This window comes from Burkholderia sp. CCA53, from assembly GCF_001685525.1.
Lineage (GTDB): Bacteria > Pseudomonadota > Gammaproteobacteria > Burkholderiales > Burkholderiaceae > Burkholderia > Burkholderia multivorans.
Genome location: NZ_BDDJ01000001.1, coordinates 3,542,960 through 3,558,923, shown reverse-complemented (window position 1 = coordinate 3,558,923; position 15,964 = coordinate 3,542,960). Strand labels below are relative to the sequence as shown.

24 protein-coding genes are annotated in these 15,964 nt (G+C 62.5%); 22 read left to right on the top strand and 2 right to left on the bottom strand.

Annotated features, from left to right (window positions below):
* The 9 genes from BCR55_RS16585 to BCR55_RS33475 all read left to right on the top strand — a co-directional run.
* Positions 1 to 421 (top strand): hypothetical protein (locus BCR55_RS16585; RefSeq protein WP_254661845.1); only part of this gene is annotated, 421 nt, incomplete at its 5' end.
* Entirely contained in the window at positions 421 to 615 is a 195-nt protein-coding gene (locus BCR55_RS33495) for a hypothetical protein (RefSeq protein WP_254661844.1), read from the top strand. The genes BCR55_RS16585 and BCR55_RS33495, both read left to right, overlap by 1 nt.
* The gene (locus BCR55_RS16580; RefSeq protein WP_254661843.1) at positions 567 to 1,379 is read left to right on the top strand and encodes a hypothetical protein; all 813 of its coding nucleotides are present in this window, start codon (positions 567 to 569) and stop codon (positions 1,377 to 1,379) included. The genes BCR55_RS33495 and BCR55_RS16580 overlap by 49 nt, the downstream gene beginning before the upstream one ends.
* Before the next feature lie 5 nt (positions 1,380 to 1,384).
* The gene (locus BCR55_RS16575) at positions 1,385 to 1,693 is read left to right on the top strand and encodes a hypothetical protein (protein ID WP_232356578.1); all 309 of its coding nucleotides are present in this window, start codon (positions 1,385 to 1,387) and stop codon (positions 1,691 to 1,693) included.
* 18 nt (positions 1,694 to 1,711) lie between these two features.
* Positions 1,712 to 2,908, top strand: a complete 1,197-nt coding sequence (locus tag BCR55_RS16570) for a hypothetical protein (protein WP_254661842.1) — start codon at positions 1,712 to 1,714, stop codon at positions 2,906 to 2,908.
* Between the two features lie 136 nt (positions 2,909 to 3,044).
* Entirely contained in the window at positions 3,045 to 4,226 is a 1,182-nt protein-coding gene (locus BCR55_RS33490; protein WP_254661841.1) for a hypothetical protein, read from the top strand.
* Positions 4,219 to 4,503 carry a hypothetical protein gene (locus BCR55_RS33485; protein ID WP_254661840.1) on the top strand — a complete coding sequence of 95 codons (285 nt, stop codon included), beginning with the start codon at positions 4,219 to 4,221 and terminating at the stop codon, positions 4,501 to 4,503. Before BCR55_RS33490 ends, BCR55_RS33485 begins: the two co-directional genes overlap by 8 nt.
* A 9-nt stretch (positions 4,504 to 4,512) precedes the next feature.
* Positions 4,513 to 5,418, top strand: a complete 906-nt coding sequence (locus BCR55_RS33480) for a hypothetical protein (RefSeq protein ID WP_254661839.1) — start codon at positions 4,513 to 4,515, stop codon at positions 5,416 to 5,418.
* Positions 5,381 to 5,923, top strand: coding sequence for a lytic transglycosylase domain-containing protein (locus BCR55_RS33475; RefSeq protein WP_254661838.1), 543 nt, complete (start codon positions 5,381 to 5,383; stop codon positions 5,921 to 5,923). The genes BCR55_RS33480 and BCR55_RS33475 overlap by 38 nt, the downstream gene beginning before the upstream one ends.
* Before the next feature lie 58 nt (positions 5,924 to 5,981).
* Here BCR55_RS33475 and BCR55_RS33470 read toward each other — a convergent pair whose 3' ends face one another.
* Positions 5,982 to 6,272, bottom strand: coding sequence for a hypothetical protein (locus BCR55_RS33470; protein WP_254661837.1), 291 nt, complete (start codon positions 6,270 to 6,272; stop codon positions 5,982 to 5,984).
* A gap of 86 nt (positions 6,273 to 6,358) precedes the next feature.
* Here BCR55_RS33470 and BCR55_RS33465 point away from each other — a divergent pair, with 86 nt between their 5' ends.
* The 11 genes from BCR55_RS33465 to BCR55_RS32530 all read left to right on the top strand — a co-directional run bounded on the left by BCR55_RS33465 (position 6,359) and on the right by BCR55_RS32530 (position 14,257).
* Positions 6,359 to 6,664, top strand: a complete 306-nt coding sequence (locus tag BCR55_RS33465; protein ID WP_254661836.1) for a hypothetical protein — start codon at positions 6,359 to 6,361, stop codon at positions 6,662 to 6,664.
* A 108-nt stretch (positions 6,665 to 6,772) separates the two neighbouring features.
* Entirely contained in the window at positions 6,773 to 6,937 is a 165-nt protein-coding gene (locus BCR55_RS33460) for a hypothetical protein (protein WP_254661835.1), read from the top strand.
* A 3-nt stretch (positions 6,938 to 6,940) separates the two neighbouring features.
* Positions 6,941 to 7,912 (top strand): hypothetical protein, encoded by a 972-nt coding sequence (locus BCR55_RS16545; RefSeq protein WP_235557798.1) that lies wholly within the window; start codon positions 6,941 to 6,943, stop codon positions 7,910 to 7,912.
* Positions 7,905 to 8,585 (top strand): hypothetical protein, encoded by a 681-nt coding sequence (locus BCR55_RS16540; protein ID WP_219847322.1) that lies wholly within the window; start codon positions 7,905 to 7,907, stop codon positions 8,583 to 8,585. The genes BCR55_RS16545 and BCR55_RS16540 overlap by 8 nt, the downstream gene beginning before the upstream one ends.
* Before the next feature lie 13 nt (positions 8,586 to 8,598).
* Positions 8,599 to 8,946, top strand: coding sequence for a hypothetical protein (locus tag BCR55_RS16535; protein ID WP_065494853.1), 348 nt, complete (start codon positions 8,599 to 8,601; stop codon positions 8,944 to 8,946).
* A 17-nt stretch (positions 8,947 to 8,963) separates the two neighbouring features.
* A complete protein-coding gene (locus tag BCR55_RS33455; protein ID WP_254661834.1) occupies positions 8,964 to 9,458 on the top strand; it encodes a hypothetical protein in 495 nt (164 codons plus the stop codon).
* A 126-nt stretch (positions 9,459 to 9,584) separates the two neighbouring features.
* Entirely contained in the window at positions 9,585 to 10,358 is a 774-nt protein-coding gene (locus BCR55_RS33450; protein ID WP_254661833.1) for a hypothetical protein, read from the top strand.
* Positions 10,359 to 10,361: 3 nt separating this feature from the next.
* Entirely contained in the window at positions 10,362 to 11,261 is a 900-nt protein-coding gene (locus BCR55_RS16525; protein WP_065494846.1) for a hypothetical protein, read from the top strand.
* A gap of 14 nt (positions 11,262 to 11,275) precedes the next feature.
* Positions 11,276 to 11,902, top strand: coding sequence for a hypothetical protein (locus BCR55_RS32535; protein ID WP_139094048.1), 627 nt, complete (start codon positions 11,276 to 11,278; stop codon positions 11,900 to 11,902).
* 70 nt (positions 11,903 to 11,972) lie between these two features.
* Complete coding sequence (locus BCR55_RS16520; RefSeq protein WP_065494845.1) at positions 11,973 to 12,179, top strand: hypothetical protein; 207 nt, start codon at positions 11,973 to 11,975, stop codon at positions 12,177 to 12,179.
* An 8-nt stretch (positions 12,180 to 12,187) separates the two neighbouring features.
* Positions 12,188 to 14,257, top strand: a complete 2,070-nt coding sequence (locus BCR55_RS32530) for a glycosyl hydrolase family 28-related protein (protein ID WP_139094045.1) — start codon at positions 12,188 to 12,190, stop codon at positions 14,255 to 14,257.
* Here BCR55_RS32530 and BCR55_RS16510 read toward each other — a convergent pair whose 3' ends face one another.
* On the bottom strand, positions 14,258 to 14,896 hold the full coding sequence (locus tag BCR55_RS16510) for a hypothetical protein (RefSeq protein WP_139094044.1): 639 nt from the start codon (positions 14,894 to 14,896) through the stop codon (positions 14,258 to 14,260).
* A gap of 238 nt (positions 14,897 to 15,134) precedes the next feature.
* On the opposite strand from BCR55_RS16510, the gene BCR55_RS16505 reads away from it, so the two are divergent.
* Positions 15,135 to 15,392: a hypothetical protein gene (locus tag BCR55_RS16505; RefSeq protein ID WP_224024421.1), complete on the top strand. Its 258-nt coding sequence runs from the start codon at positions 15,135 to 15,137 to the stop codon at positions 15,390 to 15,392.
* Positions 15,389 to 15,961 carry a glycoside hydrolase family 19 protein gene (locus BCR55_RS16500; protein WP_083211825.1) on the top strand — a complete coding sequence of 191 codons (573 nt, stop codon included), beginning with the start codon at positions 15,389 to 15,391 and terminating at the stop codon, positions 15,959 to 15,961. Before BCR55_RS16505 ends, BCR55_RS16500 begins: the two co-directional genes overlap by 4 nt.
* Positions 15,962 to 15,964: the final 3 nt, after the last annotated feature.

The window sequence follows — 15,964 nt, the reverse complement described above, 5'->3', positions numbered from 1 at the left end:
TCTCGGCGTAGTGGACGTTGCTTATACCGGCCCTGACGCAAAGCCCGGCGTCACGACCGGCGATGTCGCTACGTTCCTCGAGGAGGAGTACCACGTGATGCGCGTGTTCCTCGAGATGTACGAGGAGGAGATCGGCGAGCTGCTGGCGAACGACATTGCGGGCGAGATCGAGAGCATTGCGCAAGGCAAGCCGGTCGGCCGCCTATCGGTCGACGTGTCGACGGGAAAGATCGGTGAGCTGTTTCGGGACTTCCTCGACGCGCGCGAATGGAAGCAGGCGAGCGCGCAGACAATCGCGGCCGCCGACGAGGGCGTGAACCATCGGAAGAAGCGGCCGTATGCCGCGGAGAACCCGGCGCGGCCGGAATTCGTCGACACGGGCCTCTACCAGGCGTCGTTTCGTGCATGGGTGACTGACTGATGGGACTGATCGATGAAGCCGCGGCCGCGCCGGGCGATCTCGCCGCGGCGCTCGAGGCCGGCGTCGAGCAGCTTTCGCGCAATCAGTCCGTCACGTTCCAGCAATACACGAAATCGACGCTTCCCACGGACGGCTACGTGTTCTGGTGGCGACCGGCACCGCGCAGCAGTTCAGCGGCTCGTTGCACATCCTGACCGACCGTCGGCAGGAAGAAGATCAGACGATCGCAGCGAACAAACTGCTGTTCACGGCCGAGCAGGAGATCTCCCAGCTCAACACGATCGCGCCGGGCACGATGTGGATCGGCACGTGGCAGGTCGACGGGACGACGCTGCAGGTCGCGTTCGCCGAGACGGGGCTGAATTATCAGCAGGCCGGGCTCTGGCATTACCGCGGCTTCGCCGTCTATCCGGCTCTGGCGTCGCAGCTTGTCGCGAGCGCGGCCGATCTGCCGGTCGAGCCAATCGTCTCGAACAGCCTGCCGATCTGGCTGTCGCTGGCGGCCCTCGCCGGCGCGCCGGTGTATCCGTCGTTCCTCGTGCCGGACAATGTCGAGCCGCCGTATGTCACGGCGCACATCGAGCCTGGCGAGACGATCGCGCTGCAGGCGTTCCCGACGTATGCATGGCCCGGCACGCCGACGCCGCCGACGGCGCTGCAGCAGATGGCGAGCGCGCAGCTCATGCGCGACACCGTGCGGCTCACGTTTTACGGATTCACGAATCAGCGCGCAATCCAGTTCTACGCGGCGCTGATCGACTACTCGCTGAACACCGACGATTTCGGCTTCTGCAATTCGCCGGCGATCCGCGACGAGAAGCGCACGCAGGTTGAGATCGCTGCGCTCGCGATGAAGAAGACCCTGACGATTCTCGCGTCGTACTACCAGGGAACCGCCGACGCGATCGCGCGGCGGCTGATCCTGTCGGCCAGCATCACCACTACCATCCAGGAGTAATCGAAATGCCCCAGAACCCTCTCGGCCCGCGTCCCGGCGGATCGCAGTCCGCGCTCAATGTCAGCGCCCCGACCGTTATCAAGGCCACTCCGGGCACGCTCGTACGCATCACGGTGCTGACGGCTGCCACGGGCGGCACGTTCGGCGCATACGACGCAGCCACAACCGGCGCGGCAGCGGCAGCCAACGCGATCGTGCAATACGCGAGCGGCTATCCGGCCGTCGGCTCGGTGATCGAGCTCGAATGGCCGTGCAACACCGGGATCGTCGTGAATCCGGGCACCGGCGGCGCTGTTTCCGTCGCATTCGCGTAATCCCAGGAGGCCGCCAAAATGGCGCAGACCATCACCCAGACGATCGTCAATCTGAACGTCACCGTCACCCGGGCGCCCGTGCCGTCGCAGCTTCAGCGCAGCGGTGCGATCGTCTCGGTGGGCGGCACGACGCTTACGCCCGGGACGTACCAGTATTGCGGGCTGGAATCCGACCTCACGGCCCTTCTCAGTGGGTCGGGGAACTCGGACGAACTACCGAAGATGGGCCAGACATTCTTCGCCCAAGGTCAATCGGTCGGTTTCTACGTGCTCGAACTCGGCGCCGAAACCGGCGTCGACCAAGGCATCGGCCTGCTGCAGACGTGGATCTCGAACAACCCGAACGTGTTCTACGCGTACCTCGTGCCGGCTGCATGGGACTACTCGAAGGACGAAGTCGGCAGCGTTCTCGTGACGAATGGCGGTTCGGGCTACACGTCCGCGCCGACGGTCACGTTCTCCGCGCCGACATCGGGCACGACCGCGACCGGCACGGCCATCGTGCAGAACGGCGCTGTCGTGGCAGTGACGATCACGAACCCGGGTTCCGGCTATACCGCAGCGCCGACCGTCTCGTTCTCGGGCGGCGGCGGCACAGGGGCGGTCGCCACGGCGAACCTCGCATCGGCCCTGAACATCCTCGCCAGCCTGTACTCGTCGCCGACCAGCAAGACGTATTTCTTCGTCACGACGAGCTCGACGAACCTCGCGAACTACTCGACGCTGAAGTCGGTGTTTGCGGTGGTGCCGAGCCCGCTCGCGCCGTCGACGGAGTTCACGGCGGCCGCGTTCTTCTACCAGTGGCTGGTCAACCAGCCGGGCGCCTCGAACAAGCTCGCGCCGATGGCCTATCGCTATCTGTACGGCGTGACGGCATGGCCCGCGCAGGGCTACAACGCGCAGATCACGACGATCCTGAGCGGCTACGGGAACCTCGTTCTGACGGGCGCGGAGGGCGGCATTTCGACTGCCTGCGTGTTCAAGGGCACGCTGATGAGCGGCGACCAGGCGAGTGGTATGGCATCGACTGGTTCCAGATCCAGTCGAAGCAGGCGATTGCCGCCGCCATCATCAACGGCTCGAACAGCAATCCGCCGTTGCTCTACGATCAGCCTGGCATCAACTCGATCGAGGCCGTCGCCGAGAACACAGGTTCCAGTGCCGTCACGTTCGGCTGCGCGCAGTCGGTGTCGATCAGCGCGACCGATTTCGTGACGTACACGACGCAGAACCCGGGGTGATTACTCGGCAGGCATCTACAACGGCCTCGCCGCGACGATCGTCGGTCAGAACGGGTTCCTGACCATCACCTTCAACATCGACGCGGGTCCAGTTCTAAGGAGAGCCACAAATGGCAAACCCGCTTGTCAGCCAAGGCACCCTGAATCGCGTCCGGTGCTCGGTCATCGTGCCTGCCTTCACGTCGTTGAACATTACGGCGCCGTACATGGGGAAGTCGTTCGCGCGCATCGCGTTCGAGGGCGACTTCACCGACCAGACCGGCACCGGGACGGGCCTCGTGAATTCGCCGGCGCCGTACGTGCCGGCGACGATCACCGTCGGCATTCTGCGCACCCAGGCGCTGTCGATGGCATGGCGCGCGCAGTGGGAGGCGAACAGCGTGCTCGGCCAGGTCAAGATCAACAGCGATTCGGCCGCCTTCGACTCGTTCACGCTGTACGACACCGCGATCCGTCACTTCGACCCGAACGCGTTCGACGGCATGGACGCGGTCTGCATGCTGGTGTTGCGCGGTACGTACTACACCAACAATGACCTGTGGAGGCATGACGTGATCCAGATCAACGAGGCGATGAATCTCGTCGTGCCCGTCGTGAGCGACGAAGCTGGCGTGCGCGTGTGGGGCTATCACACGCCGATCTCTCGCGCGGTGTTCGAGGCGAACTACCGGGTGCTCGCGGCGACGAAGGCGTCGCTGATGAGCCGCGGCGGCATCTACATGATGGATTCGGGCCCGCGCATCGCAGCGCTCACGCTGCTCGACGAAGGCATGCGCGAAGCCGAGGCGCGCGGCAGCTATGCGAAGGACGGAAAGACCATCATCGACGAGGCAACGCCTGCGCTGATGGCCGAAATTCGCCGCCTGACGATGGTGCTGGTGCCGGGCCCGGGTGGCTGGGATCTCCTGCCGATCGAGAGCGCGGTGGCAAACGGCAAGATCGACGCCGAGGATCAGGCTGAAACGGAGTCGGCGATCGTTTTTTTTACCTGCATCTGTGGCGCTCGCGAGCAAGGCGGAACGGAAGAAACAGGCGAGCAGCACGGCTTCCCTGCTGAAGGGGTCGATTACCTCCTTGTCGCCTATGGAATTCGCCGATTCCTTGCCGAACTCGACGAAGGCCGTACCTTCGGCACAACAGGCGGTGTCGTCGGTTCCATCCTGAGGTTCGTGGCCGGCGAGGGCTTCGCGGAAACCGTGCAGCGTCACGGCTTCGAATACCGCAGCGCGCGCGATTTCCGCGATCGCAACATCCTCGAACTGATCCGAACCCTGAGAGGCCCAAGTGGCTAATAAGCCGATCATCAACATCGACGTGAACGCCGAGCAGTTCAAGGCGTTCTACGAGCTGTACGAGCAGTTCGAGGCCAAGGTCGCTAGCATGCCGAAGGAGTGGCAGCAGATCGACATGTCGATGCGCCGGAACGCAGCCACCGCGAAAGTCGCTCACGAGCGGCATCCAGTCATCGACCGAGGCGCAGCGCCAGTTCAACATCATGGCGCGCGAAGGTCTGCACACGATGTCGAAGATGGCGAAGGAGGCCAGCAACGTCGGCAAGGCGGTGTTTGACATCGGCAAGTGGCTGCTGAAGTCGGTGCGATCGGCGGCAGCATTGCAGGCCTGAGTGGCATCCTCGGCGCGATCAGCCTGCGCGACCTCGCGCATTCGGCCGTGACAGAGCAGCGCGGCGCGCGCGGCGTCGGTCTGACGCCGGGGCAGTTCAAGGCGTTCGGTATGGACTTCGGGCGCTTCCTCGATCCGAGCATCCTGTCGCATGTCGCGGACGCGCAGAACAGCTACCAGGGGCGCGTATGGCTCGGCCTCGCGACCGGCCTCGGTGCCCAGGCTGTTGCGAACCAAGGTCCTGATCAGCTCGCGATACGCCTCGCCACGCGCGCGCACGACTGGTGGACGAAGACGCCGGCATCGCAACGCACGGCCGAGAACCTGGCCGCCGCCGGATTCACGCAGTCTGGCCTGACGCTCGAGGATGTGCGCCGGCTCGGCAACACGCCGATGTCGGAACTGCAATCTGCACGCGCGCAATACGGACGCGACCAACGCTCGCTGAATGTCAGCAACGGGACAACGCAGGCATGGTACGAGTTCGATCGTCAGATCACGCTCGCCGGCCGGACGCTCGAGACATCGCTGACGAACCGGCTCGTCGCACTCTCACCGTCGCTGCGCAGCTTCGTGACCACGCTGACGAAGGACGCCGACCAGCTGATCAACGACATCTTCACGCCGAAGAACCTGAAGGCGGTCGAGGATGGGATCACGAGCCTGACGACCTACCTCGGTTCGCCGGAGTTCAAGCAGGATATGAAGGACTTCGCCGGACTCGTCGGACTGGTGGTTGATGGCATAAGGAAGGCGGCCTCGGAATCGACACGTCGTCGACGCCAGAAACATCCCCCTCCGGCGCGACATCAAAAGGCTCGTCATGGGAGCAAGCCTTTGGCATGGTTCGCCACAAGCTGACGATGCCAAGCGATCCAGCCGGCTACCTGGCGGACATCGAAAAGCAACGCGGGCTGCCTGCCGGTACGCTCGCGCGATGTGGAAGATCGAATCGGGATCGGGTAGCAACCTGATCGGCCCGGCGCTGAAAAATGGCGATCAGGCAATCGGCGACTTCCAGTTCACCTCGGCCGCATGGCATGACTGGGGCAACGGCGGCGACCGCTTCAGCTTCAAGGACGAGGCGGGCGCAGCAGGCCGTTACATGCAGTCCCTGATGAAGAAGTATGGAGGCGACATCCGCAAGGCGCTTGCCGCGTACAACTGGGGGCCGGGAAATGTCGACAAGGACATCGCGAAGAACGGCGGCCAGTGGGAATCGAATCTGCCGGCCGAGACGCGAAAGTACATTGCGGCGATCGCCGGCGAAGTCGCCAAGCGCAGCGCCGTGAAGGTGCAGGTCCAGGTGAGCAACAACACGTCCGCGCGCGTCGCCGTGCAGGCTAACGCGGCGGCGCCGAGGTAATCGATATGGCGGGACTCGACCTTTCTTCAGGCTTCCGATCGGCGTACGACTTGTCGTTTCAGGTCTCGCCGATCATCCTGAACGGCGGGATCGTCGCGAACACGCTCGGCGGCATGATGCCGATCATCGGCCTTGTGGGGCAACTCGGCGCGCTCGCGCAGAGCGTGCTGTCGAGCGGCAGCGTGGGACTCGACAACTTCTTCGCGCGCTTCGTCGTGCTGCCTGGCGGCACGATCATCAACAACGCGGTCGGCACGTACCCGTTCGCGAACCAGCAAGTCGCTGGTAACGCCGTCGTGATGCAGCCGAAGAACGTCTCGCTGCTGATGATCGCTCCCGTGAAGGACACGGGGCGGCTATCTAACGAAGCTGGCGATCTTCACGTCGCTGCAAAGTTCGCTCGAGGCGCACTGCGCCGCGGGCGGCACGTTCCATGTGGCAACGCCCGCGCGGATCTACACGAACTGCATCCTGACGTCGATGACGGACGTTACGAGCGGCGAGGGCAAGCAGCAGCAGATTCAGTGGCAGCTCGATTTCGTGCAGCCGCTGTTGACGCAGCAAGCGGCGAGCAGCGCCTACGGCGCGCTGATGAGCAAGCTCGCGGGCGGCCAGCAGGTGACGTCGCCCGCATGGTCCGGCGCGGTGGCCGCCGCTGGCTCGGCGGTGCAGGGCGCGCTCGAAGGCATCGGCAACATGGCCGGCGTCGTGAATCAGTTCCTTTCCCAGCCCGCGCTATGACGACGCTCGTTCCTTTCCAGCCGTCCAACGCGACGACGCCACCGTTCCAGGCGACCGTCACGCTCGACGCATGGCCTATTCGCTGTCGGTGACGTGGAACATCGCGGCATGCGCTGGTACGTCACGCTGACCGACCAGAACGGAAACATCGCTTGGAATGGCGCGATGGTTGGCTCGCCGCTCGGTTTCGATATTCCGCTCGCGCCGGGCGTCTTCACGACGTCGACGCTGCTGTATCGCGAAGACACCGGCAACTTCGAAATTACCCCCTGATCGATGCGCTACTACGACATCACCATCACGCCGGAAGGCGGTACCAAGCCGTTCCGGCGGTGGACGTCGCATCCGAATGGCAAGTTCGATCCGGGCGCGCTGAACATCGAATTCGACATTCCGGTTGCCACGTACGGAACGCCGCTCGGCGGGCAGTCTCTGCTGATCGAGGGTGTGCCACTGGAGGATCTGCTGCAGGCTCAGCAGTTCGCCGGCATGAACCTGACGATGAAGGGCGGCATGCAAGCCGGCCTGCCGCTGGCGAATCCGAAGCAGGCGGGACTGATCGCGGCCGGCCAGGTATGGCAGTCCTTCGGCAATTGGGAGGGCACTGAGATGACGCTCGATCTCGTGCTGAACCCGGCGCTGTACACGCTCGACCAGCCCGGCAATATCGTCCTGAACTGGACGGCCGGGACGACGCTCGCGCAGGCACTGAAGCAGACGCTGTCCGTCGCCTATCCGACGATGCCCGCGCTGATCAACATCAGCGACAAGTTGGTGCAGACGCACGACGAAGTGCATCGGTGCTCGACGCTCGAGCAGCTCGCGCAGCTGCTGGTCGAGGTCACGCAGGGAAATTTCCTCGGCAGCGATTATGCCGGCGTGCAGGTCACGATCCAGGGCGGCCAGATCGTCGTCTACGACAGCACGTACAAGCCGAACACCGTGCAGCTCGCGTTCACGGACTTCGTCGGTCAGCCGACGTGGATCGCGCCGAACGTGATGCAGGTCAAGCTCGTGATGCGTGCCGACATTCAGCTCGGGTCCGAACTGCTGATGCCTCAGGGGCTGCAGAACACGCCCGGCATCGTCCTGACGTCCTCGTCGTCGCTGCCGTCAAGCCTGAAGTACAAGAGCGCGTTCCAGGGCAAGTTCTCGGTGATCGAGCTGCGTCACATCGGCAACTTCCGCGCGCTCGACGGCGCGTCGTGGGCGACGATCGCAAACTGCGCGGTGATGAGCAATGGCTGACAACTATTCGAAGCTGCCGCTGCAGCGCTCGCTGAACCGTGTGGCGATCGCGCGCGCGGCTCAGGCGATCGAGGATACCGGCAACGCATTGCCGTGCCGCGTGACGAAGGTGTCGGGCGCGATCGTGACGGTCGAGTTCGAGATGCAGGGCACGTGGACGCTGCCGCCGGTGACGATCCCGAAGGCCGAAAGCCCGTGGATTCGCAATCCGACGCAGGTCGGCGACAAGGGCGTGACGATGCCGGCCGACGCGTATCTGGGCGGCATCTCGGGCCTTGGCGGCGGCACGGCCGATTTCCGGCGCCGCGGCAACCTGACCGCTCTCGTGTTCGTGCCCGTCAGCAATGCTGGATCGGCCCCGGACGATCCGAATGCGGCGCAGGTGTGCGGGCCGAACGGCATGATCGCACGTACCACGCAGGGCACGGCATCATCGTGCGTCGTGAACCAGAACGGCGTGACGCTGACGTTCGGCACGACGTCTCTCGTCGTGAACGCGTCGGGTGTCACGGTGACCGTCGACGGACAGACATTCACGTGGGGTTCGACTGGCGTCAATTCGACGCTCCCGATCACGGCACCGGATGTAATCCTGCCGCGCGGCAGTGTGAATGGCCACATCCACCCGGGCGTACAAACCGGAACCGGCAACACCGGAAACATGACAGGCTGAAGAGGACCCGCACGTGCGCACATGGGGCAGGATCTACAACGCGGACGGCTCGTATCGCTGGGTCGCCGTCACGACGGACGCGAATGGCTACAACGACAACGTCTATCTGACGGCGCTCTGCCAGGTACTGAAGCTGAACCTCGGCGAATCACCGTTCTATGCGAACTACGGGATCCCGGCGCAGCAGACTGTCGTCACGCAGGTGTTCCCGGACTATTACGCGATGGTCACGCAGCAGCAGTTCGCGCCGTACTTCGCGTCGCTCGCGATCGTGCGCGCGCCGGGCAGTTTCCCGCCCGTCTACAACATCCAGGCCGTCGCGCATAGCGGCGCGCTTCTAAACGCGTCCGTAGCGATATGAGCACGATTCCCCTTGTCATGACCGCAGCCGGCCCGGTTGCGACTGATCCGACCACGCTGCGGCAGAACCTGATCGACGGCGTTGCCGCCGAGGTTCCAGACTACACGGCGAATCTGCCCGGCAGCCTGATCGAGGATGTCGCTTCGACCGATGTCGGCGCGCTGACGACGATCGATCAGGCACGTGTAGAAGCGGTGAACAGCGTGACGCCGTACGGAGCGAATGCGTTCGTGCTCGCGCAGCTCGGCGCCCAGTTCGGTGTGCCGCAGGGCACAAGCGCGAACGGGAACGTCTACGTCGTATTCACCGGGCCGGCCGGCTACGTACTGCCGCCCGGCTTCGTGGTCGGCGATGGCACGAACCAGTACGCGCTGCAGGATGGCGGCGTGATCCTGTCGACGGGCCAATCGGCGCAGCTCTACGCGGTCGCAACGAACAGCGGCACCTTCGCGATCCGGCCAACACCGTCAACCAGATCATCACGTCTCTACCGAGCGAGTACGCCGGGCTGATCACCGTGACGAACCCGCAGGCGGGCGTCTCGGCGTCCAGCGCCGAAAGCCCGCAGACCTATCGGGGCCGCGTTCTGCAGGCCGGACAGGTCGCATCGGTCGGCACGCCCGGCGTTCCTGAAAACGTTGCTCGGCAAGATCACCGGCGTGCAGCAGCGTCTGGTCTCCATCAATCAGGTGACGGGCGGCTGGCAGATCGTCTGTGGCGGTGGCGATGCCTACGCGGTCGCTGCCGCGATTCTTCAGGGTGCAGGCGACATCGCGTTGCTCAAGGGATCGCAACTCGGCATCACCGGGATGACGGCCGCGAACCCAGTGGTCGTCCAGACGAACCTCTCGAGCGGATATACGGCGGGGCAAACCTTCACGGTCGCCGGCGCGACGCCGAGCGCGTTCAACCGCACGTATACCGTTGCGTCGGTGTCGGGGAATTCGATCACGACGACCACGAACGGGACGGGCTTCGGCACCTACACCGGCGGCGCTACGTTCTCGCCGAACCCGCGCGACGTCAACGTATCGCTGTTCCAGAACCCGAACACATACAACATCCCGTTCGTGAATCCGCCGCAGCAGGTTGTGACGCTCGCGGTGACGTGGAACACCACGCTTCCAAACTTCACGGCGGGCAGTTCGGTGAACCAGCTCGCCGCGCCGGCGCTGCAGTCGTACCTGAACTCGATTTATGCCGGCCAGCCGATCAACCTGAACGAGATGACGGCGACGTTCCTCGATGCAGTGTCCTCGGTGATTGACGGACCGAACGTGACGACGCTTAGTTTCGCGGTGACGATCAACGGGGTGACGGCCACGCCGGCGGCGGGCACCGACATCATCACGTCGGACCCGGAAAGCTATTTCTTCTGCTCGGCCACGGGCGTGACCGTATCGCAGGGGTGACGAATGCAGATCGAGTCGTTCAGCACGAAGCCACTGCAGCAGGTCATTCCCTCATACCTGTACAAGGAATACGAGGACGACGCGTCGCTGCAGGCGTTCGTCGATAGCTTCAACTCGCTCTCGCAGGGCTATCTCGACTGGTTCAATCAGGCGCCGCTTGGTTTGTACACGTCGCCGTTTATCACGGGCCCGCTGCTCGACTGGATCGGGCGCGGCGTATATGGCATCCGGCGTCCGGTTCTCGCATCGCAGATATCGACGCGCCTGGCGGGCTACAACGCGAATCCGTACAACACGGTCGCGTACAACGCCCAGTACTACTCGGCGAGCCAGACCGCATCGATCGCGAATGACGACATCTACAAGCGCGTGCTGACGTGGCACCTGTACCGCGGCGACGGCATGCAGTTCAACATGCAGTGGCTGAAGAATCGCATCGCGCGGTTCATCAACGGCGCGAACGGCAGCGACTGGCCGGTGTTGAACGATCCACCGTCGATCGCCGTGTCGGGAACCATCTTCACGGTGACGGCATACGACACGATCGGCTATGAGGCGCTGCAATCGTGCTATGCGAACGGATTGCTGGCGTTTCCGTTCATGTACACGCTGCAGTTCGTGACCGACAAGTTCGTGAACAACGGCGGCGTTCTGACGCTCGGGTTCCCGCTCACCTATCCGACGAGCCCCGTCGGTCTCGCGCCGGGCGCAGTGTGGTGGAACGGCGGGGTGATCAGCATCGTGCCGGGCGTGACGCCGGATCCGTCGGCACCGCCCCTGTATTTCGCCTACACGTTCCCGCCGCAACTGCTCGCGCTTGGCGGCGGCAATCTTCCGCTCAGCAATCCGGGATCCGGCACCGGCCAGCTCTGGAATGACGGCGGCGTCGTCGCGATCGCATAGCCAGGAATTCATCCATGCCATCTCTTTTCACGTTCGCCAACAACATCAGCACCACGTTGGCGGGATCAATCTCGTCCGGAGCATCGTCGCTCACGCTGTCGAGCGCGGCCAACCTGCCGTCGTCGATCCCGGCAGGTAAGGTCTTCGTCATCACGCTCAACGACGTTGCCACGCGCCAGCAGTTCGAAGTGATTTATGCGACCGCGATCTCCGGCGCAACACTCAGCGGGTTACTGCGTGGGCAGGAAAACACAAGTGCGCAAGCGTGGTCCACGGGGGATTACGCATATTGCTCGCCGACCATGGGTCAGATGCAGGCATTCGGCCAGCTCGGAGATAACAACACATGGTCTGGCAATAACGCCTTCAACAATCCGGTTTCTGTTGGAGCATCAACGCAAGATCAACATGCGGTTCGGCAATCTCAAGTGGTGGGTGTCGGCCAGACACTGCAAAACCTTACTGCTTCCAGGCTATTCGGAACGACCTATACCAACTCAACAGGACGTCCGATTGTTGTTTATGTATCTGGATTGACGACGACAACCAATGGTGGATTGTCCATTTCACTTAACGGGCAGTATGTCGCATTTTCGACAGACCCCGGCCCGTCGGAAGTGTCGTTGCCGTCAATGCATTGATTCCGGATGGATCCACCTATTTGGTGACAAGCACATTCGTTTCGTTGAGCTATTGGCAGGAGTTGCGTTAATGGAATTTTTCGGACTTCCGCAGGCGATCACCGGAAAGGAACTCGTCACGATCCATCAGCTGCAAGACGGTAACTGGGCGAAGTGCACTGTTTCACTCTCGCAGCTTTTCATTTTCTTCAATGCTTGGATGACGTCGCTGCCCTCCAACGCACCCGCCACGCCGGGCGTTCTTTGGAATAACAACGGCGTCGTCTCCATCTCCTGAGGTAATCCATGAAGAAGTTTCTCATCGCGGTGCTTTTTGCGCCGTTGGTGGCGCTCGCCCAGACGTATCCGTCGCCGACTTTCAATAGCGTCACATTGATCAATCCGCTGACGATCGCGAATGGCGGTACCGGTGCGACGACGTCGACAGGATCGGGATCCGTCGTGCTTGGTACGTCTCCGACCATTACAAGCCCGACTATCGAAGGCACCTTCACTGCGACGGGTTTGGTCAAGACGACCGATCTTGCGACGCTCGCCGCTAACACTGTCGTCGCAAATGCCACGGGCTCGATCGCAAGCCCTACGGCATTCGCTATGCCGTCCTGCAATAGCGCGACATCCGCGCTCAACTGGGTGCCCGGTTCGGGGTTCACCTGCAATTCATCGGTAACTGCCGGAGCATTTTCTGGAATTCTTCCCGTCGCCAATGGCGGTACCGGAATCAGTGTGCTCGGATCGGGAGTACAAACCGGTCTCGGTGCAGCAATCAATTCGGGCAATGGCTTCGTCACCTACGCGCAGCATGCGCTCTCCGGTGCCGGGATCACGCCGTACTCATATGGCGCAGTAGGCAATGGCTCGGCTGACGATACGGCGGCACTCCAGAACTGGCTAAATGCTGCTGCGGCTGCCGGACAGCCGGCGTTTTGCAGTGCCGGCACGTACAAGGTGACGAAGACGCTGAACGTCACTGCGACTGCGCTCAAGATCATGGGCCCAGAGGGCATTGCATGTGCGATCACGCCATCGTTTCCCGCCGGCGCAACAGTCAGCGGTGCTGCCGCAGGGGCGACGTATAGCGGCACGCCTTCGATCCGCCTGACGGTTTCTACGACCGCCAACATGGGCGCAGCTATCGAGGCGTTCGGCATCACCGGAACGACGGAAGCAAACGGCGCATGGCCGTCTGTCGTGATCGACGGCACGCATGTTGATGTGGTCGGCCCGACGTTTTCTCATGCCTGGGTATCAGGTGGGACGATTGCGCTCCCCGTGATCGCAGTCAATCCGACGACCGTTTCGGCCTCTCAGCCGAACATCGATATTTCGGGCGTCTATTTCGCCACGCCATCGGCGAATGCGAGCGTGACGGACGCAATGATCATCACCGGGCCGCCGGCTGGGTCCAATGCGAACATCCATGATCTGACGGTCAACGGGTATCGCCGCGGAGCGATGTTCTATAACTCGTTCGCGCCGATCATCAAGAACGTGTTCTTCTACAACCAGCTCGGCGCCGCTATCGTTGCGAACCAGGACATCAGCTTCAGCAATGCGCGCGTCGATCACGTCGAATTCTTCTCGAACGGGAATACGAACAGTGAACCGGCCGTCATCATCGGCGGGGCTCAATGGGTTGAGAATCCGGTGTTCTTCAACTCGCAATGGTCGGGCAATAACTCGGGGGGCTTGAACTTCGCGGGGAACGTGTACGGCGCGACGCTCATCGGGAACTATCTCGAGAACAACACGGCGTACAACTTCAGCTGCACGGGCTCGAACAATAATGGCGCGACGATCACCGGGAACTTCTTCAACTACAACTCCGGCACGAACAATACCAGCTTGGCTGCGTGTGGCGGTGTGATGTTCTCCGGCAACTTTCTGGTCAACCAGAGCTTCGCATTCGGCGGCAACTCGCAAATCCCTGCCACCAACTCGTTTAGTGGCACGTCGGCGATTACATATCCGATTGTTACGCCGTCTTCGATTGTCAGCTCGACAGTTACAACGCAGGCAATCACATCCGCTTCAGCGACCAATGTCACCTCAGTGAGCTTGCCGGCAGGGAATTGGTCATGCACTGGATCGACTTGGACGAACCCGGCGGGCACGACCACGCAGTCGTACAACGTCGCCGCCTTGAGCACGACAAGTCTGGGATTTCCCGGAACCGCACCGGGTGAAGTCATCCAGACGGCCAGCGTCCCGGCTGGTACGTCAATCGGCCAAAACGTCGGGCCGGTCTATTACACGCTCCCGTCCACGACGACGCTTTATCTGGTCGCGCAGGTTAACTACGCAACCAGTACGCTGACGATCAATGGGGACATTCACTGTCTCCGCATTTTCTGATCATGAGAAGATTTCTTGGGCGCGCGCGAGGATCTTCTTCCACGCGTCCAACGAAATATCGTCGGCTTGTCCGTAGTCGGCAAAGCGATCGATGTATCCAATGCATAGCCGATCGCCGATCTGACACACTGTCCCGGATGGCATGTGAGGAAGCGCCTCCGTCACCGTCAGAATGGTCGACTTCCCATATCGATCCATCGCGGCCTGCAACGGGACGAGATGCTTCATAGGGGCGTTGCCGTTCTTCTTCACGACGTAGATACGGTTGCCGGTTGCCAGGCCTTCCTTGAATTTCTCGACCAGGTAATCCATCTTCCCGATCTCGCGTGCGTAGATATCTCGCTGCTCGTCGCTCGTGCCGTTGAACACCCAGGGTGAAGCATCGTCCTGACGCGAAGAAAATATCTCGGTGTGGAAGCGCAGGCGGCAGGCTCGGTCCTCCACCATGTTTGACCATGTGGGAACGAGATTCCCAAGTTGGTAGAATGCATTGAAATCGCTCTCGATTGTCGCGACCAAATCGGCATAGTCAGGGATGAACGCCCACCTAAATAGCGATCCTGACTCCGTGCCAAGTTCTCGCTGCACAAAGCCGAATTCGCAGTTGTCTCCAAGACTTTCGAATCGTTCTATGTTCATTTCTGCCCCAAGTGCATACAGTTTTGTTCCTGGGATAGATCTCTCCCCAGCCCCTCTTTTCTAGGAATCGTATCTTAATCCTCCGGATGGCCCGGTCAAGTGGCCCGGAGTGAATGTCGCCATATAAATCAACAGCCGCCCTCGAGGCGGCTTTTTCATTTCGGGGCCTATGAACCATCCACATGCACAGGCGGACGGCGCAGTGTCGCCGGCCCGCATATCGGATCTGGAGAACCGGATGAGCACTCTCGAGCAACAGGTCGCCTCCTACCACGACGAGCTCTCGCGCAACACGCAAGTGACGCAGCGGGTCGAGTCGAACACGGCCGAGCTGATCGCGCTGATGCAGTTCGCGAGCAGCGGCATCAGTTTCTTCGCCGGCCTCGGGCGGTTCCTTCGCAAGCTGGTGATCTGGCTCGGCCCGTTCATCACGATCGGCACGGCGCTCTGGGCGCTGCTGCACGGGAAGTGGCCGGAATGGCCGGGGCAATCATGAAACTGACTGCCGCGATCGTCGCCGCCGGGTGCGGCGCAGCGCCGGCGCGCGCGGCGCAGTGGGTTGGGCCGCTGCAGGCTGCGTGTGACGAGTATCGGATTTCGGCACCGCTCGATGTTGCTGCCTTTCTCGCAACGGTCGGTGTCGAGTCTGGGCGCCTCATCTACACCCGGGAGATCTGGGGGCCTACGCTGGCCCAGCAGTCGTATGAGCCCCCGTCGAAGAAGGCGAGTGAGCTCGGCAACACGCAGCCCGGAGACGGGCGTCGGTTTTGCGGCCGCGGCTTGATCCAGGTCACCGGGCGCCGCAATTACACGCTCGCCGCAGTGGGACTTGGACTCGACCTTGTGAACCATCCCGAACTGCTTGAGCAACCGGCGCATGCCGCGCTGTCGGCCGCCTGGTACTGGTCGAGCCGCAAGCTCAGCGGTCTCGCGGCGACCGGAGACTTCCTCGCCGTATCGCGCGCCGTGAACGTCGGCAGCCCGACATCCAAGGCAATGCCGAACGGTTACTCCGAGCGCCTGTACCTGTACGGCGCGGCGAAGAAAGCGCTCGGCATCGCCTGACGC